The sequence below is a fragment of the Candidatus Leptovillus gracilis genome (assembly GCA_016716065.1).
Taxonomy (GTDB): domain Bacteria; phylum Chloroflexota; class Anaerolineae; order Promineifilales; family Promineifilaceae; genus Leptovillus; species Leptovillus gracilis.
This window is the reverse complement of record JADJXA010000006.1, coordinates 154,774-174,621: the sequence shown is the minus strand read 5'-3', so window position 1 is coordinate 174,621 and position 19,848 is coordinate 154,774. Positions and strand designations below refer to the sequence as shown.

General features: G+C 57.1%; 17 protein-coding genes and 1 pseudogene. 12 read left to right on the top strand and 6 right to left on the bottom strand.

Annotated features, from left to right (window positions below):
* Positions 1-72: 72 nt before the first annotated feature.
* Together IPM39_17145 and IPM39_17140 are read right to left on the bottom strand one after the other, a co-directional pair.
* Positions 73-521: pseudogene (locus IPM39_17145) on the bottom strand (DUF4332 domain-containing protein).
* A gap of 291 nt (positions 522-812) precedes the next feature.
* On the bottom strand, positions 813-2,048 hold the full coding sequence (locus tag IPM39_17140) for a M23 family metallopeptidase (GenBank protein ID MBK8987766.1): 1,236 nt from the start codon (positions 2,046-2,048) through the stop codon (positions 813-815).
* 261 nt (positions 2,049-2,309) lie between these two features.
* Between IPM39_17140 and folK the strand changes: the two genes are divergently transcribed.
* From folK to IPM39_17080, 12 genes are all read left to right on the top strand, one after another.
* A complete protein-coding gene (gene folK, locus IPM39_17135) occupies positions 2,310-2,816 on the top strand; it encodes a 2-amino-4-hydroxy-6-hydroxymethyldihydropteridine diphosphokinase (GenBank protein MBK8987765.1) in 507 nt (168 codons plus the stop codon).
* 57 nt (positions 2,817-2,873) lie between these two features.
* Positions 2,874-3,698, top strand: a complete 825-nt coding sequence (folP, locus tag IPM39_17130) for a dihydropteroate synthase (protein ID MBK8987764.1) — start codon at positions 2,874-2,876, stop codon at positions 3,696-3,698.
* A gap of 102 nt (positions 3,699-3,800) precedes the next feature.
* Positions 3,801-4,892: an acyl-CoA dehydrogenase family protein gene (locus IPM39_17125; GenBank protein MBK8987763.1), complete on the top strand. Its 1,092-nt coding sequence runs from the start codon at positions 3,801-3,803 to the stop codon at positions 4,890-4,892.
* 66 nt (positions 4,893-4,958) lie between these two features.
* Positions 4,959-6,218: an acyl-CoA dehydrogenase family protein gene (locus tag IPM39_17120; GenBank protein ID MBK8987762.1), complete on the top strand. Its 1,260-nt coding sequence runs from the start codon at positions 4,959-4,961 to the stop codon at positions 6,216-6,218.
* A gap of 93 nt (positions 6,219-6,311) precedes the next feature.
* Positions 6,312-8,696, top strand: coding sequence for an enoyl-CoA hydratase/isomerase family protein (locus tag IPM39_17115; GenBank protein ID MBK8987761.1), 2,385 nt, complete (start codon positions 6,312-6,314; stop codon positions 8,694-8,696).
* A gap of 72 nt (positions 8,697-8,768) precedes the next feature.
* Positions 8,769-9,953 (top strand): acetyl-CoA C-acyltransferase, encoded by a 1,185-nt coding sequence (locus tag IPM39_17110; GenBank protein ID MBK8987760.1) that lies wholly within the window; start codon positions 8,769-8,771, stop codon positions 9,951-9,953.
* A 787-nt stretch (positions 9,954-10,740) separates the two neighbouring features.
* Complete coding sequence (locus IPM39_17105; protein ID MBK8987759.1) at positions 10,741-11,133, top strand: RNA-binding protein; 393 nt, start codon at positions 10,741-10,743, stop codon at positions 11,131-11,133.
* A gap of 264 nt (positions 11,134-11,397) precedes the next feature.
* Positions 11,398-12,471 carry a 4Fe-4S dicluster domain-containing protein gene (locus tag IPM39_17100; GenBank protein MBK8987758.1) on the top strand — a complete coding sequence of 358 codons (1,074 nt, stop codon included), beginning with the start codon at positions 11,398-11,400 and terminating at the stop codon, positions 12,469-12,471.
* Positions 12,468-13,322 (top strand): FAD/NAD(P)-binding protein, encoded by an 855-nt coding sequence (locus tag IPM39_17095; GenBank protein MBK8987757.1) that lies wholly within the window; start codon positions 12,468-12,470, stop codon positions 13,320-13,322. Before IPM39_17100 ends, IPM39_17095 begins: the two co-directional genes overlap by 4 nt.
* Positions 13,319-14,101 carry an NADH:ubiquinone oxidoreductase gene (locus tag IPM39_17090; protein MBK8987756.1) on the top strand — a complete coding sequence of 261 codons (783 nt, stop codon included), beginning with the start codon at positions 13,319-13,321 and terminating at the stop codon, positions 14,099-14,101. Before IPM39_17095 ends, IPM39_17090 begins: the two co-directional genes overlap by 4 nt.
* Positions 14,094-15,380, top strand: coding sequence for a Ni/Fe hydrogenase subunit alpha (locus IPM39_17085; GenBank protein ID MBK8987755.1), 1,287 nt, complete (start codon positions 14,094-14,096; stop codon positions 15,378-15,380). Before IPM39_17090 ends, IPM39_17085 begins: the two co-directional genes overlap by 8 nt.
* A 117-nt stretch (positions 15,381-15,497) precedes the next feature.
* Complete coding sequence (locus IPM39_17080; protein ID MBK8987754.1) at positions 15,498-15,983, top strand: hydrogenase maturation protease; 486 nt, start codon at positions 15,498-15,500, stop codon at positions 15,981-15,983.
* Between the two features lie 50 nt (positions 15,984-16,033).
* On the opposite strand, the gene IPM39_17075 is transcribed toward IPM39_17080, so the two are convergent.
* The 4 genes from IPM39_17075 to IPM39_17060 all read right to left on the bottom strand — a co-directional run bounded on the left by IPM39_17075 (position 16,034) and on the right by IPM39_17060 (position 19,844).
* The gene (locus IPM39_17075) at positions 16,034-16,408 is read right to left on the bottom strand and encodes a nuclear transport factor 2 family protein (GenBank protein ID MBK8987753.1); all 375 of its coding nucleotides are present in this window, start codon (positions 16,406-16,408) and stop codon (positions 16,034-16,036) included.
* Positions 16,409-16,443: 35 nt separating this feature from the next.
* On the bottom strand, positions 16,444-17,418 hold the full coding sequence (locus IPM39_17070) for a hypothetical protein (GenBank protein MBK8987752.1): 975 nt from the start codon (positions 17,416-17,418) through the stop codon (positions 16,444-16,446).
* Between the two features lie 55 nt (positions 17,419-17,473).
* Positions 17,474-19,348: an excinuclease ABC subunit UvrC gene (gene uvrC / locus IPM39_17065; GenBank protein MBK8987751.1), complete on the bottom strand. Its 1,875-nt coding sequence runs from the start codon at positions 19,346-19,348 to the stop codon at positions 17,474-17,476.
* 127 nt (positions 19,349-19,475) lie between these two features.
* Positions 19,476-19,844, bottom strand: a complete 369-nt coding sequence (locus IPM39_17060) for a phage holin family protein (GenBank protein MBK8987750.1) — start codon at positions 19,842-19,844, stop codon at positions 19,476-19,478.
* Positions 19,845-19,848: the final 4 nt, after the last annotated feature.

Here is a 19,848-nt window from a genome sequence, read left to right as displayed (position 1 = left end):
CGTAAGTGGATAGCGGCGTTTTTGTCCGCCCCCATACCACGCGATTTGTCAGGCCGCATGGCAACGCCAGGGTCAGGACCGGGCAGGTTTGCAGAAATCTGTCTGATCCTGACCGTACATCGGTTTTATTTGGCCTGACGACCGCCTTTTAATGTTTCTTGTAATGCGTCCAGCGCCGTCCCAATCGCCCACGGCAGCCAGTTTGGCCTGCTGCGGCCAGCTGCCGGATCAGCGAGCTGGTAGCGCGGCCCGGCTTTTTCCAGGATTTGGTTGAGGTCGGCCACAGCGGCCGCCGCCAGTTGGGCGTAGGTGAAGATGCCTGCCTGGTTTAGCAGGTCGGCGATTTTAGGGCCAATGCCTTCGATGCGTTTAAGATCGTCGGGGTCGGCGGGGGTGAAAACGGCCGTTTCCCCATGCGCATCGTGGGCGTCATGTCCATGCACGCCATGTCCATGCACGCCATGGTCGTGGTCATCAGGCGCGTCGCTGGCTGCCGCTGGCAGCGAAAAGCCGGGCGGCATTGCCAAACCCTGCGGATGCTGCTTCTCAAAAGCCACCAGCGTGGCCAAATCTTTTTCGCTAACCTGCTGCCACCAGTAAAAGAAAGCCACCAACAGAATAAGCCCCACAATGAACAGCCACCACCACTGCGAATTGCTCGTCGTTGTTTGTAAAGCCAATTGCGTAAACAGAGCCGATTGCAAAATCATTGCCGAAAATCCTCCTGACCTCAAATAAAAGAATAGTAGGTGAATGTGGGTTGAATCATACCATTGGCCGCCGGATTTTTCACGCAACCTTGTTTCGATTGTTTACTCGCAGGCCGCACCCAAAGCGGCGCGAATCCAACAGGCCATATCTTGGGCCAACCACGCCTGCCCATCCACCCAGGTAATGCCGACCAACATATCCCAATGCAGATGATTGCCGGTGGAGAGTCCCGTTGTGCCCACCGCGCCCACAACTTCCCCCGCCTGCACCATCTGGCCCGGCTCCACCATGATGTCGCTGAGGTGGTAGTAGCCAGAATAAATGCCCAGGCCATGATCCAGGATGACCGCCCCGCCGCGCACGGCCAATACTTCCGCCACCACCACCCGACCGGCGGCCGGCGCCAGCACGGGTGTGCCGCCGTAGGCGCTAAAGTCCACTCCTTCGTGGTAGCGGTTATACGGTCCGCCGTTTACCGAGCGCCGGTCGCCATAAGTGGACGTAACGCTGAGGTAGTTGGCGATGGGCAGCGTAAAGGGAGCGGTCCAATACGGCTGCGGCGTCACCTGGGACCAGATTTCGCGCAGCCGGGCGCGTTCGGCGTCTATGTCATCTTGGGTGATGGCGGCGGCCGTGCCGGTGTAGGTAAGTTCCTGGAAAACCCAATCGCCGCGGTCTTCAAAACGCCAGGGCTGGGACCACAGCGGCCCATCGTCTACCTGAATGTTGAGATTGGGTTCGCCACGGCCGTAAAATGCGCCTGTGCCGATGAGACCAACCCGGTAACGGCCGTTCCCCACCACCACAAATGGCGCACTGTTCAGCGTGGCTGAGACAACGGCCGTTTCGGACACCTCCGTCCGCCAGCCCAACGCTACCCCTGGCTCCCCTACCGGCTGCGACAGTTCCAGTCCGGCAAATCCCTCTGGCAAATCTCTGGGCGGCGCTTCCCCGCCGGGCAAGAAGATAGGCTGGTACATCAGTGGACGATAGGGAGAGGGCAAGTCGTTTTGCAAGGCGATGGCCCAGGGGTCAGTGTTGTGGCGCACGGCCGTCGCCAGCAAGCCGCCATCGTCGGAACGCAGCAAAACACCCATCTGCCCGGCGCTGTCTGGGGGCAGGGCAACGGCCGTGCCGATGGCCGGTTGGCGCTGCCGGTTCATGTGGCGATTGGTGGCCTGCACGTCACGGCCGTAACGGTAGCTCAGCGCCGTCCAGGTATCGCCGGGGAGAATGGTGTGGGTGGGGGCAGCGGCCGCCGCCTGTGCCCCAACTCCTTTCGGCAGCGCCCAAAACAGCAGTAAACCCAAGACCCAGATGGACCTTTTGTAATTCATGGCATCACCTCATCTGGGGAACATCTTACCCGACCTCTGGCGCGAAAGCCAACAGCAGGCCGAAGCTAACCCCAAAATTCTGAGAAAAACCGCTTTCAGCGAATTTTCGCTAACTATTGACACTCATGACGCGCTGTGTTATAAATACGTGATAATGATGCAGTGCGTCATTTTGTGCAAAATTACCAAGCGATGGTAGACCACTATCGGCTCTGATCCCACTTTCCAGGTGGGGGCGGCGCACGAAACAGTCGGAGCGGCATGAGTCAGATTTATTTAAGCTTAGGCACAAACCTGGGGGACCGCCAGGTAAATCTGCAAAAGACTCTGGCCTTTTTGCGCCGTGTTTTGGCGGTGACGGCCGTTTCTGCTGTGTATGAGACCGAACCCTGGGGCGTCACCGACCAGCCTGCCTTCCTCAACGTCTGCCTGTCCGCCCAAACCAATCTTTCCCCATACGAACTTCTGCAACTATGCCAAACGGTTGAAACCGAAGTGGGTCGCCGCCCAACTTTCAAGTGGGGACCCCGCCTGATTGACATTGATATTTTGTTTTATGACGATGCAATCGTCGGCGACGAAACCCTGACCATCCCCCACCCCTTTGTTGGTGAACGCGCCTTTGTCCTGGCGCCATTGGCCGACATTGCCCCTGATTTTGTCCATCCCCAAACCGGCGAGACAGTTGTGCAGATGTTGGCCCAGAGGTACAGCACGGCCGTTTACCGTCTGCCGCATCAACCGTCCCTGATGGGCATAGGAGACTAACGGTTGGAACGGAAGACACCTGCCGCCGGTTTCCAATGGGGTGAGCGCACCTACATCATGGGCATCCTCAACGCCACCCCAGACAGCTTTTCTGGGGATGGTTTGTGGCGTGAAGAGGCAAAAGAAACGGCCGTTGCCCGTGCCGTCGCTCAGGCGCAGCAATTTGCAGCCGCTGGCGCCGACATTCTGGACATTGGTGGTGAAAGCACCCGCCCCGGCAGCCAGCCTGTCGCCCCAGAGGAAGAACTGGCGCGCATTTTGCCCCTGATTCGCGCCTTGCGGCCGGCCGTAAATGTGACAATTTCGGTAGACACCTATCGCGCTGTGGTGGCCGAGGCGGCTCTGGCGGCCGGCGCTGATTGGATCAACGACGTGTGGGGATTGCGCATGGACCCGGACATGGCCCCCCTGCTGGCGCAGGCTGGCTGCCCAGTGGTGATCATGCACAATCGCAGCCAGCCCAAAGACGTGGCCCAGGCCGAACGCCTGGGCGGCCGCTACGTTGGCGTGCAGTACACCGATCTCATCCTCGACGTAATCAACGAGTTGGCAGAAAGCATCGCCATTGCCCATGCCGCCGGGGTGCAGGACAGGCAAATCATCATAGACCCCGGCATAGGCTTTGGCAAAACAGTTGAGCAAAATTTGCAGCTGTTGCGGCAGTTGGACCAGTTTAAGCAGATGGGCTTTCCTCTATTAATTGGGCCATCACGTAAATCATTTATCGGCTATACGCTGGACTTACCACCGGACCAGCGGTTAGAAGGCACGGCCGCGGCCGTTGCCATTGGCATAGACCGGGGAGCCGACATTGTGCGCGTTCACGACGTGCAGGCAATGGCCCGCGTTGCCCGAATGACAGATCGAATTGTAAGAAATTAGTTGATAGTTGTTGGTTGAGAGTGGTTAGTGGTTTGCGCTTCTATCAACTCCCAACTAGCAACTCTCAACTATCTGCAACTTATTGGCAAGGAGCTAGACATGATTATAAATTTTGAACTTGATCAGGAACAGAAGATGCTGACCGATGCTATCGGCCGCCTGGCGCAAGAACGCATGAGAAAAGTGTTCCGCGACGCCGACGAGGAAGGCATCATCCCCGCCGATGTGGTGAAGGCGGGGTGGGAAATTGGCGTGCTGCCGACCAGCATCCCGGAAGCCTACGGCGGCTTTGGTGACTATTCGGTGATGACTGGTGTGTTGGCCGCCGAAGCCTTTGCCTGGGGTGACCTGGCGGCAACTTTGCACGTCATGACGCCGAATCTGGTGGCTGTACCCTTGATGTTGGCCGGTACAGAAGCGCAGAAAGAAGCCCATTTGCCGCTGTTCTGCGAACCAGGTTTGCCCAACGTCACGGCCGCGCTGACCGAGCCAGTGATCCAGTTTGACCCACGCAAGTTGAAGACTACGGCCGTTCTCGAAAACGACACCTACGTCCTCAATGGGAGCAAAAGTTTTGTCCCCCTGGCGGAAAATGCCGAAACCTTCCTGATTTATGCCAACGAAGACGGCCGTACCCAGGCATTCTTTGTGCCGCGTGGTGTAGACGGCCTCACTGTTGGCGCGCGCGAAAAGCTGATGGGCGTTCGCGCTTTGCCTACCTTCCAGGTCAAGCTAGAGAACGTCAAGATTTCGGCCGTCAACAAATTGGGTGGCAGTGAAGGCATTGACTTTGGCCGCATTCTCAACCACAGCCGCGTGGCTTTGGGCGCGCTGGCTGTCGGCATGGCCAGGGGCGCGTTTGAATATTCCCGCGACTACGCCAAAGAGCGCGTCCAATTCGGCGAACCTATCGCCCATCGCCAGAGCATCGCCTTTATGCTGGCGGAAATGGCGATGGACATAGACGCCGCTCGCCTGCTGGTCTGGGAAGCCGCCTGGCAGTTGGACCAGGGCAAAGAGGCCACCCAGTCGGCGGCCGTGATGAAATACTATGTGGATGACATGGTCCTGAGCGTCTGCGACCGCGCTTTGCAAGTCCTGGGCGGCTACGGCTACATCCGCGAATATCCGGTAGAACTGTGGCTGCGCAACGCCCGCGCGTTTGCCTCGTTTGATGGCATGGCAATTGTCTGATTTGGGATTGACGAACTTGATTGCCAATTGTCAATCGCCAATCATCAATCCTTCATGGAGCTAAAAATGATCAGCTTTGAAATTCCCGAAAAAATAAGCAATGAACTGCAAATGGCAAAAATGGTGGCCGAATCCATCATGCGCCAATACTCGCGCTATTACGACGAACACGAGCATGAACGGCCGGTCGAGTACATCAACATGATGTGGCCGGTGATGCGCGAGCAGTACCGCCGCCGCGCCGAAAAATTGCAGCAAAACGGCAATGGCAGCGGCCCTGCCAAACGCGAAGGTCCCGACTTTTCCATCTTGCGCCTGATTTTGATGATCGAAATGCTCAGTTGGGGTGACGCCGGGCAATATCTCTGCACGCCGGACCCGGCGTTGGGCGGCGCGGCTCTGGAAGCTGTAGGCACGAAAGAGCAAAAAGTACGTATTTTGGGCAAGTTTGGGCAGGGCGACCCCAAATGGGGCGCCATGGCAATGACCGAACCGGGCGCCGGCTCGGACACAGGCAATATTCGCACAACGGCCGTCTTAGACTCGGAAACCAACGAATGGATCCTTAACGGCGAAAAAATCTTCTGCACCAATGGCGGACTGGCCCTGGATGAATCCGACGGTTTTGTCGTCGTCTGGGCCACCGTAGACCCCAGCGCCGGCCGCGGCGGCATGAAATCGTTCATCGTCGAACCAAACTCGCCCGGTGTTACCGTGACCAAAAAGGAACATAAACTGGGCATTCGCGTCAGCGACACCGTCGCCATTGTCTTCGACAACGCCCGCATCCCACACGACAATATTCTGGGCAGCCCGGAAGTCGTCAACCGCGATGGCTCCACCAAAGGGTTTAAGGGCGCGATGGCTACCTTTGATGCCAGCCGGCCGGCTGTGGCCGCCAGCGCCATGGGCATTTGCCGCGCCGCATTAGAATTCACCCGCGCCAAACTGGCCGAAGAGGGCATCGTCGTGGATTACACCAAGCCCAAGCACCAGATGACTTCTGTGGAGCGCGACCTATTGGAAATGGAAGCCCGCCACAAATCGGCCTGGCTGCTCACCCTGCGCTCGGTGGTGCTGATGGCCCACGGCCAGCCCAACCGCCTGGAAGCCAGCATGTGCAAAGCCCGCGCCGGCGAAACCGTCACCTGGGTCACGCAAAAAGCCGTGGAACTCCTCGGCCCGATGGGCTATACCCGTGAGTGGCTCACCGAAAAGTGGATGCGCGACGCTAAAATCAACGACATCTACGAAGGGACCAAGCAGATCAACACCCTCATCGTCGCCCGCAGTATCCTGGGCTACTCGCGCCGCGAACTGAAGTAGTTGCTAACTGTCAGTATTCAGTATTCAGTGTTTACTGAACACTGAATACTGAATACTGAATTCCAATCTCAAACCCCCACGAAGGAGAAACCTATGACCTACCGCATTGACAAAGTAGGCATTGTCGGGGCCGGTACGATGGGCGGCGGCATCGCTGCTCATCTGGCGAATATCGGCATTCCCGTCGTGCTGCTGGACATTCCCACGCCCAACCTGAGCGACGCGGAACAGGACGACCCCAAGGCGCGCAATCGCCTGGTGCAAAGCCTGTACGACCGTATGGCCAAGGCTAAACCGGCTAACCTGGCCCGCGCCGACCGCGCCGACCTGATCACCATTGGCAATACGGACGACAATTTTGATTTATTGGCCGACTGTGATTGGGTGGTGGAGGTGATTATTGAGCGGCTGGATTTGAAGCAGGCGTTGATGGCGAAGTTGGAGGCAGTGTGTAAGCCCAGCGCCATCGTCTCCAGCAACACCTCCGGCATCCCGATTCATCAGATTACCGACGGCCGTTCCCCATCCTTCCGCTCTCGTTTCTTAGGAACCCACTTCTTCAACCCCCCCCGCTATCTTAAGCTGCTAGAAATCATCCCCACGCCGCAAACTGATACGGCCGTCACCGATTTCATGGTGCAGTTTGGCCGTGACGTGTTGGGCAAAGGCGTGGTGGTCTGCAAAGACACCCCCAACTTCATCGGCAACCGCTTCTTTGCCGTCGCCGCCTCCTACGGCATCGAATACGCCTTCCAAAACGGTTACACCGTCGCCGAAATAGACGCCATCACCGGCCCCACCATTGGCCGCCCCAAAAGCGCCACCTTCCGCCTGATGGACCTGGTTGGGCTGGACGTGATGGGCCACGTCAACCACAATCTCTACGAAGCCGTGCCCCACGACCCGTACCGCGATGTGTTGAAGCCAGAGAAAACGGCCGTTGTCATGGGCCAAATGATCGAAAACAAATGGCTGGGCAACAAAACCGGTCAGGGCTTCTACAAACAAGCCTTCATAGACGGCAAGCGTGTCTTCCTTACCCTCAACCCCGACAGCCTGGAATACTTCGACGGCGGCAGTCCCCGCTTTGATTCGGTGGGCAAAGTCCGCAAAGTAGAAGACCTGGGCGAACGGGTGCGTAAGCTGTTGGAATTTGACGACCGCGCCGCCAACTACCTGCGCGACCTGCTTTATTACGGCTTCGCCTACGCCGCCCACGTCGCCCCGGAAATCGCCTACAAACTCAGCGATGTAGATGACGCCATGCGTTGGGGCTTCGCCCACGAAGCTGGCCCGTTCCAGATGTGGGACATGCTCGGCGTGGCCGAAACGGCCGAAAAAATGGCCGCCGCCGGGTTGGAAGTAGCCCCCTGGGTCCACGAGATGTTGGCCGCCGGCGGCGACAGCTTCTACAAAGATGGCAGCGTCTACAATTGGGACAGCAAAACTTACATCCCCCGCGCCATAGACAAAAAAGTGGTTCTCCTCAGCGATTTGCACCGCGCTGGCAAAGAGGTGGCGCGCAACGAAAGCGCCAGCCTGCTGGATATGGGCGATGGCGTTCTGCTGTTTGAATACCACGCCAAAATGAACGCCATAGACGACCAGATCATCGCCCTGGGCCACGAGGCGCTGGCGCGGCTGGACAGCGACTTCGACGCGATGGTTGTGGGCAATGACGCCGAAAACTTCTGCGTCGGCGCGAATCTGTTTGCCGTGGGCGTGGCGGCGGCCTCTGGGCGCTGGGACGAACTAAACCAGATGATTCATGGCCTGCAATCGTTAACCTTTAAGCTGCGCCACGCGCCGAAACCGGTGGTGACGGCCGTGCAAGGCATGGCCCTCGGCGGCGGCGCCGAAATGGCGATGGCCGGTTGGGAAACCGTCGCCAACCATGAAAGCTACATGGGTCTGGTGGAATTTGGCGTTGGCCTGATTCCGGCCGGCGGCGGCTGCAAGGAAGTGCTGCGGCGCAAAGTCAACCCGACCATGCAAATTGCCAACGCCGATGTGGTCCCTGCCCTGCAAGCCGCCTTCGAGCAGGTGGCCCTGGCCAAAGTGGGCACCAGCGCCTGGGAAAACAAAGAACTCGGCTACCTGGCCGCCGATGACATGATCGCCATGAACGGCGACCATCGTCTGGCCCTGGCCCGCCACCGCGCCCTGCAGCTGGCGCGCATCGGCGCGCGGCCGCCGGAAGTGGAGAAAATCTACGCCGCCGGGCGCGATGCGTACTCGGCGCTGGTGGTGGGCGTGAAGAGCTTGCATTGGGGCGGATTTGCTACCGACCACGACGTGGTGATCGCCAAAAAACTGGCCTACGTGCTGTGCGGCGGCGACATCAGCGGCCCGGCCTGGGTGGACCCCTGGTACATTCTGGACCTGGAACGGGAAGCGTTCCTGTCGCTGTTGGGCGAAGAAAAGACGCGCGAGCGCATGACGGCGATGTTGATGACGGGCAAGCCCTTACGCAATTGATGATTTCGGGTTTCGGATTTTCGATTTCGGAGTTCCGAAATCTGAAATCCGAAATCAAAAATGGAGACACACATGACACGAGAAGCTGTAATTGTTGCGGCCCGGCGAACGGCCGTTGGGAAATCAAAACGTGGCGTCACCCGGAACTGGCGCTCAGATGAAATGGCCGCGGCCGTGATTCAGGCGCTCATGGCCGAAGTCGGCGGAGCGTTGGACCCGATGGAAATAGATGACGTGATCATCGGCTGCGCTATGCCAGAAGGAGTGCAGGGTCTCAACTTTGCCCGCTCCATCGCCATCCGCGCCGGGCTGCCGGTGGAAGTGCCCGGCCTGACCGTGAATCGCTTCTGCTCCAGCGGCTTGCAAACCATCGCCCTGGCTGCTGAACGCATCATCGCCAATGGCGCCGACGTGATTATCGCCGGCGGCGCGGAAACCATGAGCCTGGTCCCCATGACCGGTTTTCGCATCAGCCCCAATCCCTGGCTGGCCGACAACGCCCCGGAAGTGTATATGGGCATGGGCCTGACGGCTGAACAGGTCGCTTTGGAATACGGCATCACCCGCCAGGAACAGGATGAATTTGCTTTGCGCAGCCACCAACGGGCGGCGGCGGCGATGGCTGACGGCCGTTTCAAAGATGAAATTGTGCCGTTGGAGATTGAGGAAGTAACCCCCGGTCCCAATGGGCCGGTGCGCAAGACCATCCTCTTCGACACCGACGAACATGTGCGCCCGGAAACGACGCTGGAAGCGCTGGGCAAATTGAAGCCAGTCTTTAAGCAGGGCGGCTCCGTGACGGCCGGCAACTCCTCGCCGCTCAGCGATGGCGCGGCGGCGGTGATTGTGATGGAACGCAGCAAAGCCGAAGCGTTGGGCTTGAAGCCGTTGGCCCGGTTTGTTGGCTTCAACGTCGGCGGTGTGCGCCCAGAAATCATGGGCGTGGGACCGATCGCCGCCGTGCCGAAGCTGTTTAAGCGCACCGGCATGAGTCTGGCCGACATAGGCGTAATCGAATTGAACGAAGCCTTTGCCGCGCAGTCGGTGGCGGTGATCCGCGAGTTAGGCTTTGACGAAGCGAAGACCAACGTGAACGGCGGAGCCATTGCGCTGGGGCATCCGCTGGGCTGTTCTGGGGCCAAGCTAACGGTGCAGGCGCTCAGCGAGATGAAGCGGCAGCAGGCACAATTTGCCCTGGTGACGATGTGCATTGGCGGCGGCATGGGCGCCGCCGGGATTTTTGAGAATTTGCTGTAGGTGTAGGTCTTCAGGAATTCAGTAGGGGCGTATGACCATACGCCCCTACTCGTAAGGTCATACAGACCCCCAACCGGCATACTACCTCAACCGGATTGCTGGTACTCCAGCGGCATTGTGCGCGTTTGCCCACATTGTGGACACCATATGCGCACGACTTTGCCCGTTGATCTGGCCTTGAAACGAACCCCGCCAACATCCCAAATGGAACGAACATCACCACAGGCAGGACAGCGAAGCAGCCATCGCTGCGATTCAGCCTGAATTGCCTGGCTCCAAGATTTTGGCAGAACTGTTGTCACGAATTTCTGAGTCAGGGTCATCATGAAATCTCCAGGAGTTCAACATAAGCCGCGGCATACCACGATGAATGAAAGTTAACAGATTACGCAGATTTATCTCTACGTTGGTGGCCGGCCTTGTTTGTACAGCACAAATCTTCATTTTACCTCCTGTTTGATCAGGTTGGGCTGCCAGACACAACGCCGAATGTTTCAATTCTAGTCACAATTCGTCACAGATGCACGGCGGGCCGGCGGGCACGAGCTTTGTGTCCATTCCAATGGTGTCTTTGTCTTTGCGGCGCCATAAGCGTTCTCCAACTGGGGGAAAAGAGTTTTCTGGATAGCTGTGCCGTCAGCAAACCTGAACATTTGCCTCATTATCGAATGGGTTTATAGCTTTATTCTCAGAAAGGGTGTATGCTTCACTTAATATTTTATTGCCCAGTCAGAATTTGGTACGATCTAAATTCTACACTGGAGCCTAGTTTTGGAGAAAGTTTAAGTTGACGAAAAAAGTGTACGTAGGGAATTTGTCGTTTAACGCCACCGAGCAACAGGTTCAAGACCTGTTTGCCGAGTTTGGCAAAGTCGAATCCGTTGCCATGATTAATGACCGCGATAGTGGTCGTTTTCGGGGTTTCTGTTTCGTGGAAATGGAAGACTCAGCCGCCGATGCAGCCATTAATGCCTTAAACGGCAAATCCATTGATGGGCGCGAATTGCAGGTCAATGAAGCTCGCCCGCGCGAAGAACGCTCTGGCGGTGGTTATCGTGATGGCGGCAATCGTGGTGGCGGCAGCAATCGCGGTGGCGGCAGCAATCGTGGTGGCGGCAGCAATCGTGGTGGCGGCAGCAATCGCGGTGGCAGCGATTATGGCAGCAGCAACCGCTGGTAGGATTTTTATGTTTTTGTGATTGAGGCTACCACCGGTAGTCGTTCAAGAATAAAATCATTAAACGGCCGTTTGCAGAACATCATGTTTTGTAAACGGCCGTTTTTTTGTGCCAGACAGCGCCTCTTCTTAAACATGACATTTATCACCCCAAATCAAGACAAACATCCTTTGTGAAATTGTTCACAAGCTGTATAAATGAAATAAGAGCTAATGTATCCCTTACATCCGGCATTGTCGGATGTGCCAAACATGAAGGATGGGGTTATGAACTTTAAGATCATGCCGAAAGCAGCCTTCCCAGGATGGGTGAATCGTTTACGCGACCATCACCGGGTAGTGGGACCCAAACAAAAGCATGGGCAATACGTGTTTGACGTGATTGATGACGTGGCCGATCTGGTGCTGCATTATTCAAACAGCGTCTTACCGCCCAAAAAATACCTGGTTCCGCAAAAAGAAGTTTTGCTCAACTATCGCCTGGATGGCAGCCATTTAGAGATAGCCACAGAGCCGGAGCCGACTGTTATTTTGGGTGTGCATACCTGCGACGTCCACGCGCTAAAGTTGTTTGACCGCATTTTCAGCCAGGGCTTCACCGATCAGCATTACCAGGCGCACCGCGAAAGTGTGACCCTGGTGAGTCTTGAATGTCTGGAGACTTGTTCCGCCAATTCCTTTTGCCGGGACATGGGAACCGCCAGCGCCACCGATGGCTTTGATCTGCACATGATTGACCTGGGCGCGGCCTACGCCTTTTCTGTGGGGACAGAGAAAGGGGCTGATCTTTTTAAAGGTTTCCATCAGGTGTTTGATGCCCTGGACAGCGATCTGGCGGTGATTAACGAGACGCTGCAAGAGAAATGGGGGCGCTTCCCGTATCGTCTGGATTTCGATGTGCAGGAAATGCCGGAACTGCTCAAGGCCAGTTTTAACAGCGCCTTGTGGGATGAATTGGGCCAGAAGTGCCTGGCGTGTGGCTCTTGCACGCAGGTTTGCCCCACCTGTTACTGCTTCGATGTGACCGACGAGGTGGACCTGCTGCTTGAGGAAGGGCAGCGGGTGCGCCGTTGGGATTCGTGCCAGATTCATGAGTTTGCCATGGTGGCCGGCGGCCATAATTTCCGCGAACGGCTGGCGGCGCGCCAGCGCCACCGCTTTATGCGCAAAGGCAAATACCAGATGGACGCTTATGGCATGGTGGGCTGTGTGGGCTGCGGCCGTTGTGCGCGGGCCTGTCTGGCCCATATCACCCCCATTGACGTGATGAATGAGTTGTACGTGCGCAGCCAGGCCGAAGAAGCACCTGCGTTGGCCGGTTTGATGGAGGCGCCGCTATGAACATGCTGCTGGATGAAGTCAAACAGTCCGATTCGATTTATATGCCGATCCCGGCGCGGATCACGGCCGTTACCACCCTCACCGCCCAAGAAAAATTGTTCACCATCGAACTGCCCCACGAACTGTGCCTCAACCACGAGCCGGGGCAATTTGTCCAGGTGTCTGTCTTTGGTGTGGGCGAAGCGCCCATTAGCATTACCTCGTCGCCCAGCCGCAGCAACGGCACATTTGAGCTGTGCATCCGCAAGGTGGGCGACTTGACCAACGTGATTCACCGCATGGAGCGTGGGGCGCTGTTGGGCATTCGCGGCCCGTTTGGGCGCGGTTTTCCCATTGAACGGTTTCGTGGTAAAGATTTGCTGTTTGTTTGCGGTGGCCTGGGCATGGCCCCGCTGCGTTCGCTGGTGAATGAAGTGCTGGACGACCGGGGCAATTACGGCCGTGTCATTCTCCTCTACGGCGCGCGCCAACCAGCCGACTTGCTCTTTCAGGATGAACTGGCCCAGTGGCAGGCGCGGGACGACGTGGAAGTTCACCTGACGGTAGACTGCCCGGACGAGGGTTGGAACCGCTGCGTTGGCGTCATCACCCGGCTGTTCCCCGAAGTGGAAGTGGATGCGCGCAACACAGTGGCAGTGGTTGTTGGCCCACCGGTGATGTACCGTTTTGTGCTAAAGGAATTAAAGAAACTGCGCATTCCCAAAGGCAACATCTGGTTTAGCTTCGAGCGGCGCATGAAGTGCGGCGTGGGCAAGTGCGGCCACTGCCAGCTTAACCACGTCTACACCTGCCAGTCGGGACCGTCGTTTAACTTCGCCGAGCTTGAATTTTTGGAGGAGGCTTTTTCATGAACGCCGATCAGACAAAACCGAAACCGAGAGTCGCCTTTTTTGATTTTACAAGCTGCGAAGGCTGCCAGCTGACGGTGGTGGATTCGCTGCAATACCACCCCGAACTCCTGGATGTTATAGACATCGTGGAGTTCCGCGAAGCCAGCAGCGACCGCAGCGACGATTACCAAATCGCTTTCATCGAAGGTTCCTGCTCGCGGGCCAGCGACGAACCCCGACTGCGCAAAATTCGGGAAACGGCCGATATTGTGGTGGCCCTGGGCGCGTGCGCCCACTTGGGCGGCATCAACGCCATCCGCAATCGGCAAAATTTGCAGGACGTGCGCGAATATGTCTACGACGGCCGTGCCCATTGGTACGAAACCTACGAACCCCGCGCCATCTCTGAAGTCATCAGCGTGGATGCGGTTGTGCCCGGCTGTCCCATCAGCGGCGCGGAATTTGTGCGCGTGGTGAAGGGGCTGCTGTTGGGGCGGCTGCTGGAACCACCCGATTATCCCCTCTGCATCGAGTGCAAACTGAAGGAAAACATCTGCGTCTTCGACCGCGGCGAGATTTGCCTGGGGCCAATCACCCGCGCTGGCTGCGACGCTATCTGCCCGGCGTATGGGGCGGGCTGCGAAGGCTGCCGCGGCATCATCCCCAATCCCAGCATGGATGCGTTTTACACGGTGCTGCGGGAGCATGGCCTATCCCCGGCCAACGTGGAGACCAGGTTGACGCTGTTCCTGACCAATCAAGTTCCTGCCAATCTGGCCGAGGAGGTGGCTCATGTCTAATTTGCGCATAGATATTCACCATATTACCCGCGTGGAAGGACACGGCAACGTGGTTGTGGATGTGCAAAACGGTGAATTGCAGCAGTGTGATTTGCAGATCATCGAGACGCCGCGCTTTTTTGAGGCGATGCTGCGTGGACGGCCGTATCAGGAAGCCTCCCACATCACCTCGCGCATTTGCGGCATCTGCGCCGTTGGTCACGCCACCGCCTCGCTGCGGGCTACCGAAAAGGCGCTGGGCATCGAACCGACCGCTCAGACCAAACTGCTGCGCCGCCTCAACTTCATTGGCGAAATGTTGGACAGCCATGTGCTGCACGCCTACATGCTTATCGCGCCCGACTTCCTGAACGTGGGCAGCGTCATTCCCCTGGCGAAAACCGCGCCAGACGTGGTGCTGCGCGCCTTGCGCCTGAAGAAACTGGCCGGGGATACGTGCAAAATTATCTGCGGCCGACACACCCATCCCATTGCCATGACGGTGGGCGGATTCAGCCACTACCCCACGGCCGCCGACCTGTATGCCTTGCGCGACCGCTACGTGGCCGCCGGCGCCGACGTGGCGGCTACTGTGGAGTTGTTCCAAACGCTGCCCATGCCCCAATTCTCGCGGGACACTGAATATATCGCCCTGTACAATCCGCCACACTATGGCTTTATTGATGGCGAAATCGCCAGTACCGATGGCGGCGCGTGGCTGGTGGAGCAATACCGCGACGTGACCAACGAGATCATGGTTCCTCATTCCACCGCCAAGCACACCGCCCATCAGCGCGAGAGTTACATGGTTGGGGCGCTGGCGCGATTCAACGTCAATTACAACCTGCTCCATCCTCTGGCGCTGCAAGCCGCCAATGCTTTGGGCATCCAACCGATTTGCACCAATCCTTTCATGAATACGGTGGCCCAGGTGGTGGAGATTGTCCACTGTGTGGAGGAAGGTATTTTGCTGATTGACGAGCTGCTGCGGCGGGAAATTGCCTGGGAAGAGCCGGTGGAACCGACCCGCTTATCCGGCGAAGGGGTGGGATCGTGTGAAGTGCCGCGTGGCATTTTGTTCCACAATTACGTCATTGAAAATGGCGTCATCGTCGGCGCGAACTGCATCATTCCTACCGGGCAAAATCTGGCGAATATCGAGGCCGATATGCGCGCCCTGGTTCCGACGATCATGCACAAACCGCAGGCGGAAGTGGCCCACGCCCTGGAAATGTTGGTGCGGGCGTATGATCCGTGTATTTCTTGCTCTACGCATTTGCTGAATGTGGCATTTGTGTGAGAGGCTGCGGAATAGGACGCGGCTGAGTGCGGCTGAGGCGGATTTTCGCGGATAGATCAAACATCTGCGGTTATCGGCGTTGTCTGCGAAAATCCGCGTCCTGTTTCTGTTTCAATCATGGCTAAGACTCTGGTGTTGGCGTTAGGGAATCTGCTGCGTGGGGATGATGGGGTGGGCACGGCCGTTTGCCAATCTCTCCTTGCCTACCACCCCTTGCCCGAAGGGGTGGAACTGCTGGATGGCGGCACGCCAGGGCTGGAAACGGCGCTGCTGCTGGAGGGCTGCCAGCGGGCCATCATTATAGACGCGGCCGATATGGGGCTGCCGCCGGGGGAGTGGCGGCGTTTTTTGCCAGGCGACGGCCGTCTGCCTTCCCGTGACGCCCATTTACGTGGAACCATGCACTACGCCGGTCTGGCCGAAGCGCTGGCCCTGGGCGACGCCCTGGGCATTTTGCCGCCGGAGGTGGTGATTTACGGCATTCAGCCAGAAGATGTGGGATGGCAAGAAGGGTTGAGTGCGGCGGTGGCAACGGCCGTGCCCCAGGTAGCCGCGGCCGTTTGGCGGGAACTATCCCGGACAGGGGGACAAGGTGACATCTGACAAGGTGACAAAAATGTCCGATTATGACCTTTGCGCGTATACAAGACGCATTATCCTTTGACATAGGACAACTTCTCGCAGATGAAACCATGTTTCACCTGAAATAGATCTGCGCCGCGAACATGTCCTTTCTCCCCGGCGGCATCTACCCAGTCGTAGCGCCAGCGGGTAACGCAGCGAACGCCAAAACCAAAAATCTCTTCTATTTCCATGTGGGCCTGGGGTGACGCGCGGAAGAACTCCTGCCAAAATTGGCTGATGGCTTCTTTGCCAGAGTATACAGCCCCATCAGGGGTCGGCTGGGTGTTTTCAAAGATGCAGTCATCGCTTAACAACAGCATCATCGCGGCGACATCATGCCGGTTGAGGGCTTCATTGAACGCCAGCACCACACGTATCGCTGATTCTATCCGTGCCATCTTCATAGAGATAAAACACTCCTGACTACAATGAAACAGGCTCAACCCGGCGACTGATGTGCGCGGATGATGCGCCACGCCAGCAGCGTTAGCCACCGCGAAGGTTTCTTCTTCTGCCCAAATTCCCACTCTTTCCACGCCGTCCAAACGGACTCCAACGTAAAGCATCCTTGCTGGTCCGCCTTAGATTGTACGATGCCCAACATAGCTAGCAATCGCGGATCATTCCGCAGCCAGGAAAATCGTGTCAGCACATCGAGGACGTGCAGGAGGTCGTACCAGACAAACGGTACTTTGAGCTTGCGAAAATCGGTTCCCATGAAAAACATATATGGGTGTTTCGTGGCGCTTTCGCTCCATAAGCTCAGCAGCGTTTCCGCGCCTACATGACAGGCAGGAGAGTCGCGCAGCGCATCAATTTCAGACAATGCTTTGAGCATAGCCAGATTGGCAAAGGGACAGGGATCGTCTTTGCGCCCTGGCCCACGATATTTCCCCAACTCTTGGGAGACGGCGCAAGGCCAGCCGTTGTCACGCAGCAAGTTGGTTAGATGGCTAACGGCCGTTCTCACCGCCGCGTCTTCTGCCAGACCAAACTTTACCAGAGCATAAACCATAAGCGGAGCATCACACAACGCCCAGGCCCACTGGTCTTCACCTGGTCCCCCATCGCTGGGGGAGATATTCATCATCAGTTGAAACGGTCCTTCTGCCGATTGATGCGCCAAAATGTGGGCAATAATTGTGTCCATACCGGCATCACTGGCCCTAAGGCCCAAATCAGCCAGAAACGTCAGTTTGTGAAATGGTTGATTGGCGCTCTTATGGCTGGCGATAACGTTCCCCGTCCACGCTGACAGTTCGGCCACCAGGCTTTGTACCCGAGCATCCGCCAGCATGGATATCCGGGCAGTTTCCACCAGGGGATCGGTTTCAGACTGCCCCAATAGATCACGCCGTGTCCGATATTCTATCCAGGGTTCACCTTCAAGCAGCCAACCGATAGGTATATTCATCTCTTTTGTCCTTGCAAATCATGTCGCCTGACAGCAGCCCTGGATGAGGCTGCGTTTACGCCAAAAGCGCCTTCACCGCTTCGGCGACTTCCAGGGGAATGCCCGGTGTGGAGGCGATCTCCTCCACGGTGGCTTTACGTAGATCGTCCAGTGAGCCAAATTGCGATAGGAGTAGTTTGCGCCGTTTGGGGCCAACGCCGGGAACGCTGTCTAACACCGAAGCCACGCCCACCTTAGACCGGCGGATACGGTGGCCTTCATTGGCAAAGCGGTGGGCTTCATCACGCACCCGCTGCACCAGATACAATCCCTCAGAGCGACGCGGCAGTAGAATAGATTGGGTGCGGCCGGGCACAAATAACTCTTCTTCTTGTTTGGCTAAACCGGTTAGGGGCACTTCGTTTTCCAGCCCATATTGTTTTAGCACTTGCACGGCCGTTGCCAACTGCCCCTTACCCCCATCCACAATCAGCAAATCGGGCAGCAGCGCCCAGGCGGTCTCCTTTTTAGCCTGCCCAATCTGGCTGGCATCGTGCAGCTCGCCGGCTAAGGTGTCCTTGTAACGTTGGAAGCGGCGCGTCAACACTTCGGTCATCGCGCCGTAATCGTCATTGCCCACCGTCTGGACGTTGAAGCGTCGGTAATCGCTCTTTTTCGGCGCGCCCTGCACAAACACCACCATCGAACCGACTGTCTGCGCCCCCTGGGTATGGCTGATGTCGTAACATTCGATGCGCGCCGGGGGGGTGGACAGGTTGAGCGCCTGCTGCAATTCGGCCATGGCCGTGACATGTTTGGAGCGGTCGCTGGCCCACTGCTGGCGCAGCGTCGCCAGGGTGTCGGCGGCATTGGTAGCGGCCATTTCTACCAGTTCCTTCTTTTTGCCGCGCTGAGGCACTTGCAGCGTCACTTTGGTGCTGCGTTTTTGTCGCAGCCATTCCTCAATCACCATCGCCTCAGATACTTCCTGGGGCAGCAAGACTTCTTTCGGCACGTGGGCGGCCTCGTCGTAGAACTGCGTCAGGAAATCTTGCAGCACTGTCTCGTCGGCCTCATCTTCGGTCCCTTCCAACAAAAAGTATTCGCGGCCAATCAGCTTACCATAGCGAATGAAAAAGACCTGCACGCAGGCGTCCCCCTTTTCGCGGGCAAAAGCGATTACGTCCTGGTCGTCATTGGCGGCGGAGATGACCTTTTGTTTGGCGACAACCTGGTTCACCGCCCGCAGTTGGTCGCGGTACTCAGCCGCTTTCTCGAATTGCAGGTTGACGGCCGCGCGTTCCATCCGCGCCTCAATTTGCTTCACCACCTCTTCCGTCTTGCCATTCAAAAAGTCCATCAACTGCTTGATCATCTCCCGGTACTGCTGTTTGTTGACAGCCCCAATACACGGCCCATTGCACAACTTGATGTCGAAGTAAAGGCAGGCGCGTTCATCCTGACCGGTGATGATACGGTCACAAGTCAGATAGGGAAAGATTTTACGCAGCATGTCCAGGGTTTGGTGGACCGCCCAAATGGAGGTGTAAGGGCCAAAGTAGCGCGAACCATCCCGCTCCATGCGCCGGGTGAGGGTGACTTTGGGAAAATCGTCTTGCCAGTGAATCTTGATGTAGGGGTAGCGTTTGTCGTCTTTTAGGCGCACATTGTAGCGCGGCTGGTGTTTTTTGATGAGGGTGTTTTCCAGCAGCAGCGCTTCCAATTCGGAATCGGTGGTAATAATCTCGATGTCGGCGACTTCGCGGCGCAAGCGTTGGGTTTTTACGGAGTCTACATTGGCGTGGAAATAAGAGCGCACCCGACTGCGCAAGTTAATGGCTTTACCAACGTAGATGATGGTCCCGTGTTTGTCTTTGTGGATATAAATGCCGGGTCTGGTCGGCAGATTTTTGAGGATTTCTTGTACGTGTTCGGGTGGTGAGTATGTCATGCCGGAATTATAGCTCATCCGGTCCATTTTTCATGTGGCAAAGGGGAACGGCCGTCGTTTCCTTGTTGGCTGGCTGGCTGGATGGTAGGTTAGCGCCAACCATCCAGCCAGCCAATCAGTGCGGGTATTACCCCTTTTCGTTGCTGTCTTTGAGGAAGATGCTGAGGAGGCCGCTGACAATGCTGATGATGATCGCGCCGAAGAAAGTGGCCCAGAAGCCATCGGAGGTGAAGCCGAGGCCAAGCGATGATGAGAGCCAGATAGTAAGCGACAACATGGCCCAGTTGACAATTAACACAAACAGTCCCAATGTGAGTACGACCAACGGGCAGCTTAAGAGGAGGACAAACGGCCGTATCACCGCATTCACCAACCCAAATATAGCCGCTACCATGAACCACGTCCCCAGGTTGCCGTCCTTCTCCAACCCAGGAACCAACTGAACGGCCACCCATAATGAAAACGCAACGATTATCCAACGGATTAATAAACGCATGGCA

Excerpts from the sequence above, each read along its gene's own strand:
- IPM39_17120 (MBK8987762.1), top strand. The coding sequence starts at position 4,959 with ATGATCAGCTTTGAAATTCCCGAAAAAATAAGCAATGAACTGCAAATG.
- folK (MBK8987765.1), top strand. The coding sequence starts at position 2,310 with ATGAGTCAGATTTATTTAAGCTTAGGCACAAACCTGGGGGACCGCCAG.
- IPM39_17060 (MBK8987750.1), bottom strand. The coding sequence starts at position 19,844 with ATGCGTTTATTAATCCGTTGGATAATCGTTGCGTTTTCATTATGGGTG.
- IPM39_17085 (MBK8987755.1), top strand. The coding sequence starts at position 14,094 with ATGTCTAATTTGCGCATAGATATTCACCATATTACCCGCGTGGAAGGA.
- IPM39_17070 (MBK8987752.1), bottom strand. The coding sequence starts at position 17,418 with ATGAATATACCTATCGGTTGGCTGCTTGAAGGTGAACCCTGGATAGAA.
- IPM39_17100 (MBK8987758.1), top strand. The coding sequence starts at position 11,398 with ATGAACTTTAAGATCATGCCGAAAGCAGCCTTCCCAGGATGGGTGAAT.
- IPM39_17140 (MBK8987766.1), bottom strand. The coding sequence starts at position 2,048 with ATGAATTACAAAAGGTCCATCTGGGTCTTGGGTTTACTGCTGTTTTGG.
- IPM39_17075 (MBK8987753.1), bottom strand. The coding sequence starts at position 16,408 with ATGAAGATGGCACGGATAGAATCAGCGATACGTGTGGTGCTGGCGTTC.
- IPM39_17090 (MBK8987756.1), top strand. The coding sequence starts at position 13,319 with ATGAACGCCGATCAGACAAAACCGAAACCGAGAGTCGCCTTTTTTGAT.
- IPM39_17115 (MBK8987761.1), top strand. The coding sequence starts at position 6,312 with ATGACCTACCGCATTGACAAAGTAGGCATTGTCGGGGCCGGTACGATG.
- uvrC (MBK8987751.1), bottom strand. The coding sequence starts at position 19,348 with ATGACATACTCACCACCCGAACACGTACAAGAAATCCTCAAAAATCTG.
- IPM39_17095 (MBK8987757.1), top strand. The coding sequence starts at position 12,468 with ATGAACATGCTGCTGGATGAAGTCAAACAGTCCGATTCGATTTATATG.
- IPM39_17110 (MBK8987760.1), top strand. The coding sequence starts at position 8,769 with ATGACACGAGAAGCTGTAATTGTTGCGGCCCGGCGAACGGCCGTTGGG.
- folP (MBK8987764.1), top strand. The coding sequence starts at position 2,874 with ATGGGCATCCTCAACGCCACCCCAGACAGCTTTTCTGGGGATGGTTTG.
- IPM39_17080 (MBK8987754.1), top strand. The coding sequence starts at position 15,498 with ATGGCTAAGACTCTGGTGTTGGCGTTAGGGAATCTGCTGCGTGGGGAT.